This window comes from Streptomyces sp. 2131.1 (assembly GCF_900105515.1).
Taxonomy (GTDB): domain Bacteria; phylum Actinomycetota; class Actinomycetes; order Streptomycetales; family Streptomycetaceae; genus Streptomyces; species Streptomyces drozdowiczii.
The window spans coordinates 4175967-4192409 of the sequence record NZ_FNSY01000001.1 but is presented as its reverse complement, the minus strand read 5'-3'; the positions used below and the strand labels follow the sequence as shown (position 1 = coordinate 4192409).

Sequence of the window (16443 nt, the reverse complement as noted above, 5' to 3'; positions counted from 1 at the left end):
CCATACGAGACGCGCCGGGCCCGGGCGACGGCGGCTGCCGGGCACCGGGGTGACCGTCGACAGCGCGCGGCCGGTCGTCGTCCGGCGGGGTGTCCGGGTGGCGGTCGCGGCGGGCGCCGGGTTCTATCCGCTGCTCTACGCCGGCGACCGGCCGGTCGCCGCGCTGTACGCGCTCTTCGCGCCCGTCGCGCTGGGCCTGCTCTCCCACATCCCCGGTTCCGGCCGCCAGAAGGCGACCGTGATGCTGTGCGCACTCCCGCCGGCCCTCGCGCTGGCGTCACTGGGAACGCTGCTGGCCGTGGACACCTGGGCGGCCGTGGGTGGGATGCTCGTCGTCGGGTTCCTGCTCGCCTTCGCGGCCGTCGCGGGGCCGCGCCCGGCGGGTGCGGGCCCCGGCCTCCAGCTCTTCTACATCCTCGCCTGCTTCCCCCCGTACGCCCCCGGCGCCCTGGGCGACCGGCTCGTCGGCCTGACCGCCGGCGTCCTGCTCCTCGTGGCGTGCGAGACCCTCCTCCTGCCCGAGCGGGCCGCCCCCTCCTACCGCCACCGCATGGCCGACGCGCTGCGAACGGCGGCGGACGAGGCCGCCTCGCCCGGCCGCGTACCCCCGGCGACGCTGCGCGCGGCCGGTGAGCGGCTGCGCCCGTCGACCCTGCCCCCGGCCGAGCAACCGGCGAGCGCCGGGCGGACGGACCGCGCCCTGGACCAGGCCGGCCGCTCGGTGCGCCGCCTCCTGAACCAGCTGGCCACCCTCGCGGAGGAGCCGCCCGCGCCCGCCGATCCGCCGTCCGCCGCGCTCCTGGCCCGGGTCGCCGAGGTGTGCCGGGGCTGCGCGGCCTACCTGCGCACCGGGAAGCACCCGCCCGTGGCCGGCACGCTCGACGCGGCGATGGAGGGCTTCAGGGCGGAGCGCGTACGGCTGACGTCCGGGCCGGCCTCCCTCGTACCGCCGATCGCCGTCCTCAGACGGCAGTCGCGGGTCCTGGCACTGGCGGAGTCGGCCCGGATCGTGGAAGTCGCGACGGACATCGCCGCGCACGGCGGACCACGCGGGCCGGCCGTCCCGCGCGAGCAGTTCTGGTATGCGGAGCTGTCGACGCCGAGACTGTGGGCCCGCCGGGTCCTCGGCAACATCACCCTGCGTTCGGTGCTCTTCCAGAACGCCGTGCGCACCGCCCTCGGACTGGCCGCCGCCCGGCTGGTGGCGGGCACCCTCGACCTGGCCCACGGGTTCTGGGTGCTGCTGGCGGTGCTGACCCTCGGGCGGACGACCGTGGGCGCGACCTGGCAGGCGGTACGCCGCGCCGTCGTCGGGAACGTCGTCGGCGCCCTGGCCGCGGGCGCGCTCCTGATCGGGCTCGGCCCGCACACCGACCTGTACGCGGCGCTGCTCCTCCCGGCGATGCTTGCGGCCTTCTGCCTGGGGCCGCAGCTGGGGATCGCCTGGGCACAGGCCGGGTTCACGCTGGTCGTGGCGACGGCGTTCGCCCAGATCGCCCCGGTCACCTGGCGGCTCTCGGAAGCGCGGATGATCGACGTGCTCACCGGCAGCGCGATCGGGCTGCTGTGCGGGCTCCTCGCCTGGCCGGCCGGGGCCCGTCGCGAGGTCCGCCGCACGATGGCCGACCTGCTGCACTCCTGCGGCGGCCTGGTCCCGGCCACCGCACAGCTCCTGATGACCCCCGCGCCCGACGAGCGGACCCCGGCACCGGTCCTCCCGAGCCTGCACCGGCTGCGCCTCGCTGAGGCGGCGTACGCGCAGTACCGCAGCGAGGCCCCCGCCCTCCCGGCCGGAACCGGAACGGACTGGCACGCGGTGCTCATCCTCGCGAGCCACACGATCCTCGGCGCCCACCGCCTGCCCCACCTGGGCCTCCCCCGGACCGCCGAGCCCACCGGCCCGCCCGCGGTCTGGGCCCGTACGGCCGCGGCGGACCTGGAGGCGGAGGCCGACCGGATCGCCGCCCTGGTCGGCGGCCGGAGCCCGGCGCCCGCGCGGCCGCCCGCCCCGGCCCCGGCCGACTACCCGCCGGCGTCGCTCTCCGTGGACCTGGAGGTGTGGCTGACGAGCCTCGGCCACCAGCTGGCGTGGATCGAGCGCACGGCCCGGCGCGATCCCGAACCGGCCGCAATCACCGGGAGGGGCGGACATGCCCACCCGTGAAGGGGCGCCCGACACCCGCCCGCCGGCCGGACGGGCCACCAAGCTCGCGGTCCTGGGCACGGCTCTGGTGCTGTGCCTCCTGGTCGTGATCCTTCAGCTCACCACCCCGCCCTCCTCGCACATCGCCTCCGTCCTCGTCGCGATCCCCGCCGTCATCGCGTTCGCGTTCCGCCCGCCGATGATCATCTGCTCGGCGATCGTGGCGGCCGCGACCCGCTGGCTGCTCCTGCCGACCGAACCGCAGAGGATCGGTTCCGTGGCCGGCACCACGGTGGTGATCGGCGTCATCGCCGCACTGAGCTGCTTCGTGGTCCGCCGCGGCGAGCAGGACTACGCCCGGCTGCGGAAGGTGGTCTCCGTAGCCGAAACCGCGCAACGCGCGGTCCTGCGCCCGCCGCCCGAGACCCTGGGCCGCTTCCGTACGGCCGCGAGCTATCTGGCCGCCGCCCAGTACGCCCGTATCGGCGGTGACCTCTACGCGGTGGCGGACACCGACTTCGGCGTACGCGCCCTCATCGGCGACGTACGCGGCAAGGGGCTCGGCGCCGTGTCCACCGCCGCCGCGGTCCTCGGCTCCTTCCACGAAGCGGCCTACGAACAGCCCACCCTCGGCCGCCTGGCCGGCCGGCTCGACACCGGGCTGAGCCGCTTCCTGCGCGACGAGGAGGCGTTCGTCACCGCGCTCCTGATCGAGACCGCGCCCGACGGACGCACCCACGCGTACTCCTGCGGCCACCCGCCCGCGCTCGTCCTGGGCACCGGCGCCGTCCGCGAACTCCCCGCCGCCCCCGGCCTCCCCCTCGGCCTGCGCGCCCTCGCGGCCCCACCCACCCCGCCGGACGCCCCGCAGCCCGCCGGCACGCACCTGCGCCCCGGCGACACCCTCCTGCTCTACACCGACGGAATCGCGGAGACCCGCAACGCGGCCGGCACCTTCTACCCCCTCACCACCCGCCTGACGGCCTACCAGCACGACCACCCCACCCCGGTCGACCCCCACCACCTGCTCGCCTGGCTCCTGGAGGACGCCCAGGCGTACAGCGCCGACGACACGTACGACGACGCGGCCCTGCTGGCACTGACGTGGCTGCCGAAGCCGCCCGAGCCGACCGAGCCCCTCCCGCCCCGGAACCCGCTGACCTCGTAGACCTTCCGGCCGCTGGACGAGTGAACACCCGCATGCTCGGCGGCCCCCGCCGCGGCCGCCCGTCCACACGGCCGCCCCGCGGAAATACGTGCCAGGGCGGAGCATGGAGGCACCCGCACCTTCCGTACCCCGGTGGGCGCCGGTATCAGGGAGACCTCATGCGCCGCACACTCGCCCTCGTGCTCTCCGGGTTGTTCGCCACCACGGTGGCCTGCTCGGCCAAGACGGTCAGCACCGCTCCCCCGAGCAGCGAGGCGGCGCAGAAAACTTCCGCCACGCAACCGTCACCCGAGACGACGGCCCCGAAGCCTCAGGCCTCGGTGGGCGACACACTCGATCTCACCGGTGACGGCGAGAAAGGAGAACAACTCGCCGTCACCGTGGTCAAGGTGGTCGATCCGGCGGGTGCCGCGGACGAGTTCTCCACACCGGCGGCTGACAAGCGGTACGTGGCGGTGCAGTTCCGCCTGAAGAACACCGGGTCCGCGGTCTACGACGACTCTCCGGGCAACGGCGCAACCGTCGTGGACACCCAGGGCCAGCAGTTCGAGGCGACCGTCGAGGACACCTCCGCGGGCCCCGGGTTCCCCGGCAGCGTCACGATCGCGCCCGGTGACACCGGACTCGGCTTCATCACGTTCGAGGTCCCGAAGAAGTCCACGGTCGCCAAGATCCAGTTCGCGATGAACAGCGGCTTCTCCGGAGACACGGGCCAGTGGAAGGTCCCCGAAAAGCACTGATCCGCCGAGCACGGGTACCGGCGAGCGCTCGAACTCGGAGACCCGGGCCGTGTTGGCGACCTGAGTCAGCAGACGGCCGCGCACGAGCGGACGCACCGCGCTCCTGCGGTGGCGGGCGGTACGTTCGCCAGCTATGGGCGCGCGGCCCGACCTCCCGGATCGGGCAGTTCAGAAGCGGTCGATCTCGTAGATCTTCTGACCCGTCGACGAGTAGACGGTTGCATGGTCGGCGGTGTCGAAGGCCACCTTGTACGTCGCCTGGCGCTGCCGCGAGGATGGTGTCGTCGGCGTCACGTCTCGACCGAGGGCGGCTCGGGCAGTTCCCAGACCCGCGCGAATACGTCTGCGACTTGCGGCCAGACCAACTCGCGAGCCTCATCCACCGAGTCGACCTCATCGGCCAAGGGCCCGAGGAGGACGAACTCGTGGGGGATGACTCTGCCGGCCCTGTCCTTCCGTCCCAGCGGATCCGGGAAACGCAGCGCCCCCTTGCCCGCGACGCGCCGCCAGACTTCCGGTTCGTCCTCGACACCGGAGAAGGCTTCGTCATAGACCCGGAGCGGATCCCTGAATCCGCCATCACGGAGAAACCTGAAACCCCAGGTCTGCCCGCGAGTGGTCCAGATGAGGCTCACTTCACGCTCCTCAGAAGGACCTGCTCCTCTTCGCCCCTGTCCAAGTCCATCCGGAACCGGGTCAGTGTTGCTGTGAGATAGTTCCTTTTGGCCATTGCTTCGGAGTTCATGTTCTTGAGTTTATCTCCCGTCGCTTTGACCGCCTCGTCCAGAAGCTCCTTCGAGAGCACGCGGCTGACGAGGTTAAGCACTGCTCCTGCGGGGCCGGCAGGTTTGATCTTTTTCTCGAGCAGCACAGCGGAAAGGACCCCGACGCCGGCGAGCAGCCCCTCGGTCACCTTCGCAGTAATTTGCTTCGACTGACCCCATCGGATGTGGCGCTCAAAGGGGAGCATGGCGGCCAGGGGGAGGATCAAATCCATACCAACACGCTTGGTCACCTCAATATTTTCCTCACCGAATTTCGCCGACGAAAGCAGCACGAAGTCCTCGCCCACGCACAGCGCTTCGTCGGCCTCCACCAGTCCGGAGATCACCTCCCGCAATTCGACCAGATCGCCGCCGGCCTTCTCCACGAGGAGATCCCTGAACCCGAACACATCCAAGTCCGGTAGCAGATCCGACTTCGACAGCGCCATGATCCAGATACGCGGAAAGTCGACAAGAGGCTTGCCGTCCTTCAGCAGATCGTCCTTGAGCAACAGCAATCCGTTGCGGAAATTGGCCAGCAGAGACTTCAGATACCGCTCTTCCTGCCCGGCGTTCTCCAGCAACCGCTGACTGTCCACCAGCAGGAGAGCGACGTCAGACCTGAGCAAGGACATAAAGGCGTCAACCCTGCGTTGGGCTTCCTCGGGCCCGCTGGCACCCTCCTCGAACCACTCCCCCGGATAATCGTGCCAGACGAGCCGCAGGGCATCGAAAGGTTTACCCTTATTCACCTTAACGTCGGGGGCATCCTTCATCCTGACCGAGAAGGAATACGACGTGGCGGCAAAACGGTTGGCTGCGGGGACTCGCGCCGACTTCATGCCGAGATAATTTTGATGAAGCCGCGTCCCCTGACCCATGTCATCCGCCAGGACATGAAACAGGCTCTTCTGCCGGTACTGAGGCTCCTGCGTGGCTCCGTAGAAGGAGGAAAGCATGACGGTCTTCCCACTGCCACTCTCACCAAAAACGGCGATGTGCTGCTCGAGCGCTGCTTTTGTTACTCGCATATGAGAACCATACTGGCGTTTTTCTTGTGGCGTGAAGACTATGACTGCACGCAAATTCGGTCAGTCGGCAACGGCACCGGGCGAAACTCGGCGCACCAGCGTGACTTCGGCCGGTCTGGGCCGGTCCCTGCTGAGAACGCCGAGGACGACCGGCTCCAGGCCGAGTTTCAACGTGGCATTCTGCAGGATCTCCCGCAGGTAGGGATGCGCCGTGAAGTAGGTGTTGTGCTCCACGTAGGCGCTGACCGCGTCTTCGCCCGGGTCCGGGCCGTCGTCAAGGGTGTAGTCGATGACCAGAACGACCTCGATCTCCGCGAGCGCCTGCTCGTCGGAGCGCCGCAGCTCGACCGTCTGGTTGACTCGGACGGCGAAGCGCGGCGACTCGACCAGCACTTCGCACGGGCTGCTGCGGATCTCGATGCTGTGGACGTCGAACGGCGGCTCGCTCAGGCTCTCCGCTCTCAGGCGCTGCACTCGCACGTCCACGAGATGGAGCCTGTCGTGCAGGGCGACGACCTGCTCGCGCAGGGCATCGTCCGACGCCCCCCGAACCTCTTCGGTGTTCACGGACATCACCGTCGGCCGGTCGGCACGGCGTAGCGCACCACGGTCGGTCCCGGGGCGACGCCCTCCTCCAGCGCCGCGTCCACCATGCCGAGGGTGCGCGTGACACCGGCCGTCGCCACTGGCTGCCAGCGCCCCCGCCGGTTCTCCTTCCGCGGCTCCTGAAGAAGGGCATTGAGCTGCGTCACCTGCCGCACCGTGAGATACGCCGTGTCCGGCTCAAGGTCGAGGCAGTAGTGCGCCTCCAGCCAGACGAGGACCTCTGGCCAGGTCCAGATCTTGGTCGCCGTGCGTCCCTGCCCCACCTCGGCCCGCGGGGCCGGGAACGGTGCACCGGTGGTACGCCTCTTCCCTGCGGCCCACAGGCGGACGGCTTCGTGGCTCAGTCCGGCCCGCGCGGCGATGTCGGCGAGAGAAACGAACTGCTCGTCGACTCGCTCCACCGAGGCCTGCGGCAGCACACGTCTGATGCACAGCGCCGCAGCCGCAGCGGCGGCCACGGGATCGGACGACTCGGTGAAGAACGTGGCAACCACCTGCCCGCCGGTCTCCTGCCACCCGAAGTCGGCCAGATTGATCGCGAGCTGCTCGAGTGTTTCGTCGTCGTCGAGATCGACGTTGCGAACGATCAGCGGAATGTGCGTCTCCATGGAGTACCCCCTCCTCCTGACATCACCATACCCGCCTGTTGGACTTCTCCAACATGTTAAGCGGGGGAAGAACCCTTTGCATCCGGGCCTCGCCGAAGGCGCTCGGTCACGTCGGCCGCATGTGCTCTGACCTGTCCGATCCGGCTGCGGAGAGCGCCCCCGGGGTCTCCTCTCGGAAGGCCGTGGACCATCTGCTCCGCCTCGTCGACGTGGGCCGACGCGTCGACCATCAATACGTCGAGCTCCGCCGGCGTGGGCGGACATCCCAGCTCGGCCCCGTGGGGCAACACGGCAAAGGCCTCAACGAACAGCCGGTCGCCGTCCGCCTCCAATATGAGCGCCTGGCTGAGCTGCTCCGCCTCATCAGCCGCTGCGGCGGCGCCGAGAAGCAGTTCCTCGACCTCGGCTTGCTTGTCTGCGGCTTGCAGGCAGCGGCTCGCCGCTGCCAGCAGCGCTTCCGCACGATCGAGCAGCTGGACCGCCCTGAACAGGAGCTGGTCGACGCCCGATGCCGTGAGGTGGTCGCAGCGTGCGACGGTCTTACGTGCTGTGAGGGCCGCAGACTCCCCGCCGACGCCCGAAGTGAAGACGGGGACCTTGCACGGCTCGTCCGCACTCGGGTCACACACGATGCGCCCCCAGGTGTGACCTTCGATCTTCTGCAGATGCCACCCTGCAGACCGGGCCAGGGTGAGCGTCTCCCTCCACCACGGCTTCGGGTGTTTGGGCCACTGCTCATGCGGCTGATACCAGTGACTCACCGCAGCCCCCTCCTCCGCCACGCGCCTGCGCATCGCGCATGCCGCCGACCATCAGTCTCTCACCGCGCACTGACAGGGGGTCCGAAATCTCGCATCGCAGCAGACGCGAGGGCCTCGCCTCGCGTCCACACCCACCGTCGAAGGGGGCGAGCCTTCCGTGAGCGAGCAGCGTGCGACCTGAACGGGTCACTCACAACGGGCAGCCCCAGGTGTTCAGCGGGCCTTCAGTTGCTCGCGGATGCGTTGTACGTGGCCTTGGACGTCGCACCCGGCGCCGGGGTCCTCCTCGGGTGCGGGGTCGGCGGCGGGGCTATGGGTGCTGCGGAGGCAGGGGCCGCACAGCCCGTCGCGGAAGACCTCGGGCGGGCCGGGTGTGCGGCAGTCGGCGCACTCGATCATCAGGTGGCGGGCGGGGCCGTCCTGCGCGGCGGAGGCAGGAGCGGGGGCGGGGAGCTGCGGCGGGAGCTTGTCGACAAGGCGGCGCCGGACGAAGCCCACGGGTGAGTCGACGGCTTCGGGAAGCCCGGCGATGAGGGCACGGGTGAGGTAGTCCGCGTCCACACCGCGTGCGAACCACTGGCCGGCCAGCTGCTCCAGCACCGCACAGTCGGCGGCGGAAAGCGCCAGCCGCGCGTCGGTACGGCCCAGCCCTGCCAGGGCGAGGTACGCGGGTGACGGGACCTGCGGCTCCTCGGTGCGCTGCTTCGGCAGGACCGGGGCGGATGGCCGGGCCCCCGCCGCGTCCATGGCGGCGGGTTCGGCCGGAACCCACGGCGGCGGGCCCACGGGCGCCACGGCCGGCTGCGGCGCGCAGCGGCTCTCCTCGGCGCCGAGGAAGGCGGTCCACCACTCGTTGTCCCGGGCCGTACGCGACCAGAACGTGCGGGTCACCCAGCGAATACCCTCGCCGCCATCGACCGCGCACCGGACCTGACGCAGATGCCCGGCCACTGCCAGAGCCCGCAGCGCGCTGCCGACAGCCATCTGCCCGTACAGGGGCTGGCACTTGGCCAGGGACTTGATGCCCATCGCCGCACCGTCGGGAAGGCGGTCTACGTAACCCGCGATGTACCGCTCCCGCACCGGCAGGAACGCGAAGTCATCGGCGGTGGGCGGGCGTTGACCAGGAACAGCTCGCTTTCCGTAGCCGGGACTGGCCTTCGGATACGGGGCCGAACGAGCGGACGTCGGCAGGGCGGGGCTAAAGTTTTGTGCAGCCACAGGATCGGGTCTTTCTAGGTAGCGATCTTGAGGTGAGACCCCGGCCGGTGCGTTCAACACCGCGTCGGGGTCGCTTCGTCTGGCGGCACCGTAAGCAGCCGCGACACCGCGTCGCAAGTCGGTCACGAATAGTCACACTTGCTCGCCGTGACGGGGCAGGGAGGGCGGGGAGGTTTTCCCCAACCCTTCTTTCCCCTACCGGTTGTACAACAGCGCTCGACTCCCGAAGCCCGAATCCCGACGCCCGGCACCCGGGTCCCAAGACTCGGGCGGAGCCCCCTTTCCGTACACACGAAAGAGGGAACGGGGGCCGTTCCGGAGCTCGCACCCCGAAACCCGGGTTCCGGAAAGCGACCTGCGCCTGGGCAGACCCGCTCCCGACGACACCCGGTGGTTCAGGAACCGGAATGCTTCGTCCGCATGTGGTCAAGGAGCACCAGGACCGCTTGCGCATCAGCGGCGTCGGCCGTGTGGTCGAGCAGGGCGGCAACGGCCACGACCGGAAACAACCAGGGCGATGTATCGGTGGCACCTGCGGTACGGACGAAGCGCCTGACCTCCTCGTCCAGGTCGAGGACGCCCTGCGACTCCCGGGCGCGCACAGCCGTCTCGAGCACGCGCCTGAGCGGCCCGTCGTTGAAGAGGGTGCCGGTGTGCGGGATCACGTCGCGATCACCTCCATGAGAAGCGTCCGAGGATTTTAGGAGTCACCGGGTAGGGGGCGTTACCGCTGCTTGCAGGTCCACGGCCACCGGCTGAGCGGCCTGTGTGCAGAGGGTGGTCCGCCGAGGTCTCTGTCAGCGGCACCGTGGATGATCGGGCGTATGACACATGGTTCCCGAGAAGCCTTTCGATCCCTCGCCCTGCGGCACCTGTCGCCTGAGGATGCCGAGAAGTGGCTCGGTCTGCTCCGACCTGGCATACGTCTTGAGGTGGCAACTGACACTGATGACGCTGTGGGTCGCCTCGGCGGTCTCCCCGCCTTGCCTGTCGGCGCGGAATGGCCGGTGTGGGAGGGGCATGGTCCGCTCTCCTTCGTCGCCTCGATCGACTGCGCGCGTCTGTCGACGGCCTCGCTGGACATCGATCTGCCCGAGGCGGGAACGCTGCTGTTCTTCTACTTCGACGGGCAGTTGGACGACGGCGAGGCCCTCGTTCTGGCCGAGGACCGGGAGAGCTGGGCGGGCGCCCGTGTGCTCTACGTAGCGGCCGAGGAGGAGGTGGCGGATCGCGGGACGCCTGCAGGGCTCAAGCCGTATCCGGTGGTACCGCTGACCGCTCGGGTGAGAATGACGGCGACAGAGCCCTGGCACCCTTCCGCGCGGGCCGCCTTCGCCCCGGGCGCCCCTCTGGGCAACCGCTACGACCACCCCGTCTGCTCGCAGGAGTTCATCGACGGGCTGTGGGAGTTCGATGGTGAAGTGGGGCATCAGATCGGCGGCCACCCTCACTCCGTTCAGAACCCTGTGGAGATCGAGATCGCGGAGGCGGCCCTGGACGGCGAGGTGCCCTGGGACGATCCGCGGCTGTCCGAGGAGGCGGGCAACTGGTTGCTGCTGGCCCAGTTCGACAGCGAGGACGCCGCGGACATGATGTGGGGCGACGCCGGGGCTCTGTACTGGCTGATCCGCCCGGAAGACCTGGCCGAAAGGCGCTTCGAGCGGGCGATGTTCACCTGGCAGTGCGGCTGATGAGCGCGGCACCTCCCGCCTGGGGAGTCCAGTACACGCTGGTCCTGCCGCCTTGTTTCTCGAAGACGTGACGTCGGGAATCGTGGCGGAGCCTGATCTGCCGTAACTACGGCCGGTCGGCCCCGGGCAACCGGGGCCGACTCCAGAAACGACGAAGATCCCGCCCGATCTTCCGATCGGACGGGATCTCGTCACCGTTCCCGAGAGCTACTCGCGAACTGTCGTGTGTGGACCTGTGGGGATTTGAACCCCAGACCCCCTCGATGCGAACGAGGTGCGCTACCAGACTGCGCCACAGGCCCTTGCGACGTGTGAAACTCTAGCACCCTCTACGGGGTGCTCGGAAATCCGTTCCGCGCTGGTCAGCCGTGGCGTGGTCCGCGGCCGTCCGGCGAGGTGTCACTCGTTGGCCGCGCGGGGGCGGTCGCCGTCCTCGTACTGGTCGAAGAGCGGGGTGCGGCCCCGGTCGCGGGAGCGGCGGGACTGCGGGGAGCGCCGGCGGGGCGCCGGGTCGACCGCGGGCGGGGCGGTCTCCGGCTGGGCGGGCTCGGCGGTGCTGGAGCGGGCCGCGCTCCAGGTCTCCGGGTTGCCGACCTCGACGCCGCCCGTGGCGCGCGGGGCGACCGGGGCGGTGACGTAGGTGGGCAGCGGTACCGGGACGGGCTCCCAGCTGTCGCCCTGGACCCGGCCGCGCTCGCGCTGCTGGTCGACCCACTCCGCGTGGTCCGTCTGCTCGACGAGGGCGCGGCGGCCGGCCTCCTGCGGGGAGACCGTGGGCGTGGGCTCGGGGGCCGGGTGGCGCGGTTCGGAGTCCTCGTCGGCGTCGGCCGGGGCCGTGGCGGCGGGCTGGTGGCGGCGGGGGCGGTTCTCGCGGAGCCGCTGGGCCGCCACCTCGGCGCGCCGCTGGTCCATGGTGAAGGCGAACCGGCGCCGCTCGTGCGCCCGCAGGTGCGCGATGTACGCGCTGAGCAGGACGGCCGGGACCGCGGGCGCCCACAGGAAGCGGAGGCCGCCGACGGCCGCGACGATCGCGCCGAGCGTGAAGGCGAGGAAGAGGACGACGGTGGTGCGCCGGCGGCGCGCGAGCACCTGGTGGCGCTGGGCGCGCCGGGCGCGTTCCGCGTCGATTCCGCCGGGGCGCGGGCGCCGGGCGGGCCCGGGGGCCGCGGGTGCGGCGCCGCGCCGTCTGCGCGGGGCGCGTTCCGGCGTGGCGGCCGGGTCGTGGACCCGGGCCTCGGTGTGCGCCGGGGGCGCGGCGAAGGCCCGGACGTCGGCGGAGTCCTTTCGGTCCGCGCTCACGTCCGGGTCGGCGTCGGGTGCCGCCTCGTCCTCGGTGCGCTCCTGCAGCCCCTTGGCATAACGACGCTCCATCGCCGCCCGGCCGGAAAGCAGCCGGATGGCGGTGCTGAAGCGCTCGGTCGGACGCTCCTCGTTCAGCTCGTCCTGCCTGCGGAGCCACATCGGCACCAAGTAGGCGGCCCAGGCCCCGACGATGACTGCGTAGATGAGGCCGCTGCTGCTCACATCTCACACCGTAGAGGGGTTTGCGCGGAGGCATCCGCCAATTGGCGCGGTGTGTCGCACGATCCGGCCGATATCCCGGACTTTTTTTGTGATTGTTCCGATCAGAAGATGACCAGCAATTCGAACAAACTTTTTATTACGCGGGAGGATCCGTCTGATCCGGGCGGGGCGACGGCCGTGACCGGTGCCACCTCCGCAGCAGCCCGTCCGGCACCTCCTCCGCCGTCAGCGCGTAGATGAGGTGGTCCCGCCAGGCCCCGTCGATGTGCAGATAACGCGGACGAAGGCCCTCCTCACGGAATCCGAGTTTCTCCACGACCCGCCGGCTCGGCCCGTTCTCGGGCCGAATGCACACCTCGATGCGGTGGAGTCCCACCACCTGGAAGCAGTGGTCGACGGCGAGCGCGACGGCGGTCGGCATCACCCCTCGCCCGGCCACGTCCCTGTCCACCCAGTAGCCGACGTGCCCCGAGCACATCGAGCCCCAGGTGACCCCGGCCACGGTCAGCTGGCCGACCAGCCGCCCCCGGTACTCGATGGCGAACGGCAGCATCCGGCCCGCATTGGCCTCGGAGCGCAGGTGGCGGATCATCTGCCGGTACGTGGGCCGCTGGGCGACCGGGCCGCCGGGGGCGGGCGGCGGAACGGTCGCCTCCCAGGGCCGCAGCCAGTCCCGGTTGCGGCGGTTGACCTCGCGCCACTCCCGCTGGTCGCGCAGCTTGATGGGCCGGAGGGCGACATCGCCGTCCGCCAGGATCACCGGCCAGGTCGGGACGTTCAGCTCGGGCTCCCTGGTCGGGGGTGGTCGCCGCCGCGCAGCTGGTCCACGGCGTGCACCAGGAGCCGTTCCAGGACGGCGAGCCCGTCGCGCACCCCGCCGGTCGAGCCGGGGAGGTTGACGATCAGGGTGCGCCCGGCGACGCCCGCCAGTCCGCGCGAGAGGGCGGCGGTGGGGACCTTGTCGCGGCCCTCGGCCCGGATCGCCTCGGGGATGCCGGGGACCTCGTGGTCCAGGACGCGGCGGGTGGCCTCGGGGGTGCCGTCGGTGGGCGAGATGCCCGTACCGCCGGTCGTGACGACCACGTCGTACGCGGCGGCCACCCCGTCCCGCAGGGCCTCCTCGACCGGGTCGCCGTCCGGGACGACCCGGGGGCCGTCGACCGTGAACCCGAGCCCGGCCAGCGCCTCGGCGATCAGCGGCCCGCCCTTGTCCGCGTAGACCCCGGTGGACGCGCGGTTCGACGCGGTGACGACCAGGGCGCGGTACGGGGACGGGGGCGCGGCGCTCACGCCTCGGCTCCCGGCGGCGCCGTACGGACGTAGTCGCCGGACTTGCCGCCGGACTTGGCCTCCACCCGGACGTCCGTGATGACCGCGGCCTTGTCGACGGCCTTGACCATGTCGACCACGGTGAGCGCGGCGACCGAGACCGCGGTCAGGGCCTCCATCTCCACGCCCGTGCGGTCGGTGGTCTTCACCGTGGCGGTGATCTCCACCGCGTCGTCGGCCACGCTCAGCTCGACGCCGACGCCGGAGACGGCCAGCGGGTGGCAGAGGGGGATCAGGTCCGGGGTGCGCTTGGCGCCCATGATCCCGGCGATCCGGGCGGTGGCGAGGGCGTCGCCCTTGGGAACCCCCTCGCCCCGGAGCAGTTCGACGACACGCGGCGACACGAGGACCCGGCCGCTGGCACGGGCGACGCGCGCGGTGACGTCCTTCCCGGAGACGTCGACCATGCGGGCGGCGCCCGCCTCGTCGATGTGCGTCAGCCTGTTCTGCGTACTCAACTCACTCCGCCTAGCGGTAGGGCGCCGGATTCCCCGGTGCCGCACCGGGGCGCGGTCCGGGGGCCGGGGGGTGTCCCCCGGACGGCACAGCGCCAGATACCGTACCGCCACCGCGCCCCGGTCAGCGGAGCAGGATCACCTCGGTGTCGGCGCCGGGCTCGGCGGAGGTGACGTCCTCGGGCAGCACGATCAGCGCGTCCGCCTGGGCGAGCGCGGCGATCAGATGCGATCCGGAACCGCCGACGGGCGAGACGGTGCCGGCCTCGGCGTCGTACGTCCCACGCAGGAACTGGCGCTTCCCGGCCGGTGACGACAGGGCCTTGTCCGCGACGAGGGTGGCCTTCGCCGTCGAGCGGTCCGCGGCGGGCAGCCCCATCAGGGTGCGGATCGCGGGGCGGACGAAGAGCTCGAAGGAGACGTAGCTGGAGACCGGGTTCCCGGGCAGGGCGAGCAGCGGGGTGTGATCGGGGCCGATGGAGCCGAAGCCCTGCGGTTTGCCCGGCTGCATGGCGAGCTTGCGGAAGTCGACGCCGCCGCCCGGCTCGTCCTCGTCGCCGACCGAGGACAGGGCCTCCTTGACCACGTCGTACGCGCCGACGCTGACGCCGCCCGTGGTGACGAGGAGGTCGGCGCGGATCAGCTGGTCCTCGATGGTGGAGCGCAGCGTCTCGGCGTCGTCGGCGACGGCGCCGACCCGGTAGGCGATGGCCCCGGCGTCCCGGGCGGCGGCGGTGAGGGCGAAGCTGTTGGAGTCGTAGATCCGGCCGGGCGTCAGCTCGCCGCCGGGCTGGACGAGTTCGCTGCCGGTGGACAGGACGACGACGCGGGGGCGGGGCCGCACCTTGACGGTGGAGCGGCCGATCGCGGCGAGCAGTCCGATCTGGGGCGGTCCGATGACCGTGCCCGCCTTGAGCGCGAGGTCGCCGGGGCGCACGTCGCTGCCCCGCTCGCGGACGTGGGCGCGGGCCTCGGCGGGGCGGTGGACGCGGACCTCGCCGCCGGCGCCCTCGGGGGCGTCGCTGTGGGCGCGCATCGCGGCGGCGGGGCCCTCGCCCGTACCGCCGTCGGTCCACTCCACGGGGACGACGGCCTCGGCGCCCTCCGGGAGGGGTGCGCCGGTCATGATGCGGGCGGCCTCGCCGGGGCCGACGCGGCGGCCGTCGCCGAGCCCGTCGTCGCCGGCGGCGACGTCGCCGATGACGGTGAGGACGGCGGGGAACTCCTCGGTGGCGCCCTCGACATCGGCGACGCGGACCGCGTAACCGTCCATCGAGCTGTTGTCGAAGGGCGGCAGGGCGATCTCCACGACGACGTCCTCGACGAGGACGCAGCCCTGGGCCTCGGGCAGTTGCAGCTCGATGGGTTCGAGCGGCTTCACCGCGGCGAGGATGTCTTCCAGGTGCTCGTCCACCGACCAGATCGTGCTGCTCAACGTGCTACATCTCCTCGGTGACGTACCGGCGGAGCCAACTGCGGAACTCCGGACCCAGATCTTCACGTTCGCACGCGAGTCTGACAATGGCACGCAGATAGTCGCTGCGGTCACCGGTGTCGTAGCGGCGGCCCTTGAAGACGACGCCGTGCACGGGGCCGCCGGCCTTCTCGTCCTCGGCGAGCAGTTGCAGTGCGTCGGTCAGCTGGATCTCGTTGCCCCGGCCGGGCTCGGTCCTGCGCAGTATCCCGAACACCGCGGGGTCAAGGACGTAGCGGCCGATCACCGCGAGGTTGCTGGGCGCGTCGGCGGGTTCCGGCTTCTCGACCAGGCCGGTGACGCGTACGACGTCCGCCTCTGCGGTGGGCTCGACGGCCGCGCAGCCGTACTGGTGGATCATCGAGGGCGGAACCTCCATGAGCGCGATGACGCTGCCGCCCTCGCGCTCCTGGACCTCGGTCATCCGGGACAGCAGCGGGTCGCGGGGGTCGATGAGGTCGTCGCCGAGGAGTACGGCGAAGGGCTCGTCGCCGACGTGCGGCGCGGCGCACAGGACGGCGTGACCCAGGCCCCGGGGGTCGCCCTGGCGGACGTAGTGCATGGTGGCGAGGTCGGTGGACTCGCGGACCTTGCGGAGCCGGTCGGCGTCGCCCTTGCGGGTCAGCGCGCCCTCCAGCTCGTAGTTCCGGTCGAAGTGGTCCTCCAGGGGACGCTTGTTGCGACCGGTGATCATCAGCACGTCGTGGAGACCGGCGGCCACCGCTTCCTCGACGACGTACTGGATGGCAGGCTTGTCGACGACAGGCAGCATCTCCTTGGGGGTGGCCTTGGTGGCCGGCAGGAAGCGGGTACCGAGGCCCGCCGCCGGGATGACGGCCTTGCTGATCCTGGGGTTCGACTGGGTCATGCGCTGAACATTAACGGGCCCACATGGGCGGAAGATGAGCTTCCGGTTAACTTTGTCCTT

Annotated in this window: 18 protein-coding genes and 1 tRNA gene; 4 read left to right on the top strand and 15 right to left on the bottom strand. The window is 71.1% G+C overall.

What is annotated here, in order from left to right:
- Positions 1 to 49 precede the first annotated feature (49 nt).
- From BLW14_RS18840 to BLW14_RS18830, 3 genes are all read left to right on the top strand, one after another.
- Complete coding sequence (locus tag BLW14_RS18840) at positions 50 to 2164, top strand: FUSC family protein (protein WP_093708414.1); 2115 nt, start codon at positions 50 to 52, stop codon at positions 2162 to 2164.
- Positions 2151 to 3311 carry a PP2C family protein-serine/threonine phosphatase gene (locus BLW14_RS18835; protein ID WP_093708413.1) on the top strand — a complete coding sequence of 387 codons (1161 nt, stop codon included), beginning with the start codon at positions 2151 to 2153 and terminating at the stop codon, positions 3309 to 3311. The genes BLW14_RS18840 and BLW14_RS18835 overlap by 14 nt, the downstream gene beginning before the upstream one ends.
- A 158-nt stretch (positions 3312 to 3469) precedes the next feature.
- Entirely contained in the window at positions 3470 to 4051 is a 582-nt protein-coding gene (locus BLW14_RS18830) for a DUF4352 domain-containing protein (protein ID WP_093708412.1), read from the top strand.
- Positions 4052 to 4219: 168 nt separating this feature from the next.
- Here BLW14_RS18830 and BLW14_RS35205 read toward each other — a convergent pair whose 3' ends face one another.
- The 8 genes from BLW14_RS35205 to BLW14_RS18795 form a co-directional block, all read right to left on the bottom strand.
- On the bottom strand, positions 4220 to 4345 hold the full coding sequence (locus tag BLW14_RS35205; RefSeq protein WP_256332833.1) for a hypothetical protein: 126 nt from the start codon (positions 4343 to 4345) through the stop codon (positions 4220 to 4222).
- Entirely contained in the window at positions 4342 to 4686 is a 345-nt protein-coding gene (locus BLW14_RS18825) for a hypothetical protein (protein ID WP_093708411.1), read from the bottom strand. The genes BLW14_RS35205 and BLW14_RS18825 overlap by 4 nt, the downstream gene beginning before the upstream one ends.
- Positions 4683 to 5846 (bottom strand): TRAFAC clade GTPase domain-containing protein, encoded by a 1164-nt coding sequence (locus BLW14_RS18820; protein ID WP_093708410.1) that lies wholly within the window; start codon positions 5844 to 5846, stop codon positions 4683 to 4685. Before BLW14_RS18820 ends, BLW14_RS18825 begins: the two co-directional genes overlap by 4 nt.
- A gap of 60 nt (positions 5847 to 5906) precedes the next feature.
- A complete protein-coding gene (locus tag BLW14_RS18815) occupies positions 5907 to 6413 on the bottom strand; it encodes a hypothetical protein (protein ID WP_143052017.1) in 507 nt (168 codons plus the stop codon).
- Positions 6414 to 6418: 5 nt separating this feature from the next.
- Positions 6419 to 7060, bottom strand: a complete 642-nt coding sequence (locus BLW14_RS18810; RefSeq protein ID WP_093708408.1) for a hypothetical protein — start codon at positions 7058 to 7060, stop codon at positions 6419 to 6421.
- A 56-nt stretch (positions 7061 to 7116) separates the two neighbouring features.
- Positions 7117 to 7821 (bottom strand): hypothetical protein, encoded by a 705-nt coding sequence (locus BLW14_RS18805; protein ID WP_143052016.1) that lies wholly within the window; start codon positions 7819 to 7821, stop codon positions 7117 to 7119.
- A 213-nt stretch (positions 7822 to 8034) separates the two neighbouring features.
- Positions 8035 to 9042, bottom strand: a complete 1008-nt coding sequence (locus tag BLW14_RS18800) for a MarR family transcriptional regulator (RefSeq protein WP_093708406.1) — start codon at positions 9040 to 9042, stop codon at positions 8035 to 8037.
- Between the two features lie 395 nt (positions 9043 to 9437).
- Positions 9438 to 9707: a hypothetical protein gene (locus tag BLW14_RS18795; protein ID WP_256332832.1), complete on the bottom strand. Its 270-nt coding sequence runs from the start codon at positions 9705 to 9707 to the stop codon at positions 9438 to 9440.
- Positions 9708 to 9854: 147 nt separating this feature from the next.
- Here BLW14_RS18795 and BLW14_RS18790 point away from each other — a divergent pair, with 147 nt between their 5' ends.
- Positions 9855 to 10733 (top strand): YwqG family protein, encoded by an 879-nt coding sequence (locus BLW14_RS18790; RefSeq protein WP_371128081.1) that lies wholly within the window; start codon positions 9855 to 9857, stop codon positions 10731 to 10733.
- Positions 10734 to 10961: 228 nt separating this feature from the next.
- Here BLW14_RS18790 and BLW14_RS18785 read toward each other — a convergent pair.
- The 7 genes from BLW14_RS18785 to galU all read right to left on the bottom strand — a co-directional run bounded on the left by BLW14_RS18785 (position 10962) and on the right by galU (position 16383).
- Positions 10962 to 11035: transfer RNA gene (locus BLW14_RS18785), tRNA-Ala, on the bottom strand.
- A gap of 97 nt (positions 11036 to 11132) precedes the next feature.
- Positions 11133 to 12257 (bottom strand): divisome protein SepX/GlpR, encoded by a 1125-nt coding sequence (glpR, locus tag BLW14_RS18780; protein ID WP_093708404.1) that lies wholly within the window; start codon positions 12255 to 12257, stop codon positions 11133 to 11135.
- 136 nt (positions 12258 to 12393) lie between these two features.
- Positions 12394 to 13017, bottom strand: coding sequence for a GNAT family N-acetyltransferase (locus tag BLW14_RS18775; RefSeq protein WP_093708403.1), 624 nt, complete (start codon positions 13015 to 13017; stop codon positions 12394 to 12396).
- Positions 13018 to 13034: 17 nt separating this feature from the next.
- Positions 13035 to 13547, bottom strand: coding sequence for a MogA/MoaB family molybdenum cofactor biosynthesis protein (locus tag BLW14_RS18770; RefSeq protein ID WP_093708402.1), 513 nt, complete (start codon positions 13545 to 13547; stop codon positions 13035 to 13037).
- Positions 13544 to 14044 carry a cyclic pyranopterin monophosphate synthase MoaC gene (gene moaC / locus BLW14_RS18765; protein WP_093708401.1) on the bottom strand — a complete coding sequence of 167 codons (501 nt, stop codon included), beginning with the start codon at positions 14042 to 14044 and terminating at the stop codon, positions 13544 to 13546. Before moaC ends, BLW14_RS18770 begins: the two co-directional genes overlap by 4 nt.
- 121 nt (positions 14045 to 14165) lie before the next feature.
- On the bottom strand, positions 14166 to 15476 hold the full coding sequence (glp, locus tag BLW14_RS18760) for a molybdotransferase-like divisome protein Glp (RefSeq protein WP_093708400.1): 1311 nt from the start codon (positions 15474 to 15476) through the stop codon (positions 14166 to 14168).
- A gap of 4 nt (positions 15477 to 15480) precedes the next feature.
- Positions 15481 to 16383 carry a UTP--glucose-1-phosphate uridylyltransferase GalU gene (galU, locus tag BLW14_RS18755; protein ID WP_093708399.1) on the bottom strand — a complete coding sequence of 301 codons (903 nt, stop codon included), beginning with the start codon at positions 16381 to 16383 and terminating at the stop codon, positions 15481 to 15483.
- Between the last annotated feature and the right edge of the window lie 60 nt (positions 16384 to 16443).

What these genes read in the sequence shown, in the direction of transcription:
- BLW14_RS18790 (WP_371128081.1), top strand. Translation starts at nt 9,855, where the DNA reads ATGATCGGGCGTATGACACATGGTTCCCGAGAAGCCTTTCGATCCCTC.
- BLW14_RS18820 (WP_093708410.1), bottom strand. Translation starts at nt 5,846, where the DNA reads ATGCGAGTAACAAAAGCAGCGCTCGAGCAGCACATCGCCGTTTTTGGT.
- BLW14_RS18835 (WP_093708413.1), top strand. Translation starts at nt 2,151, where the DNA reads ATGCCCACCCGTGAAGGGGCGCCCGACACCCGCCCGCCGGCCGGACGG.
- galU (WP_093708399.1), bottom strand. Translation starts at nt 16,383, where the DNA reads ATGACCCAGTCGAACCCCAGGATCAGCAAGGCCGTCATCCCGGCGGCG.
- BLW14_RS18830 (WP_093708412.1), top strand. Translation starts at nt 3,470, where the DNA reads ATGCGCCGCACACTCGCCCTCGTGCTCTCCGGGTTGTTCGCCACCACG.
- BLW14_RS18810 (WP_093708408.1), bottom strand. Translation starts at nt 7,060, where the DNA reads ATGGAGACGCACATTCCGCTGATCGTTCGCAACGTCGATCTCGACGAC.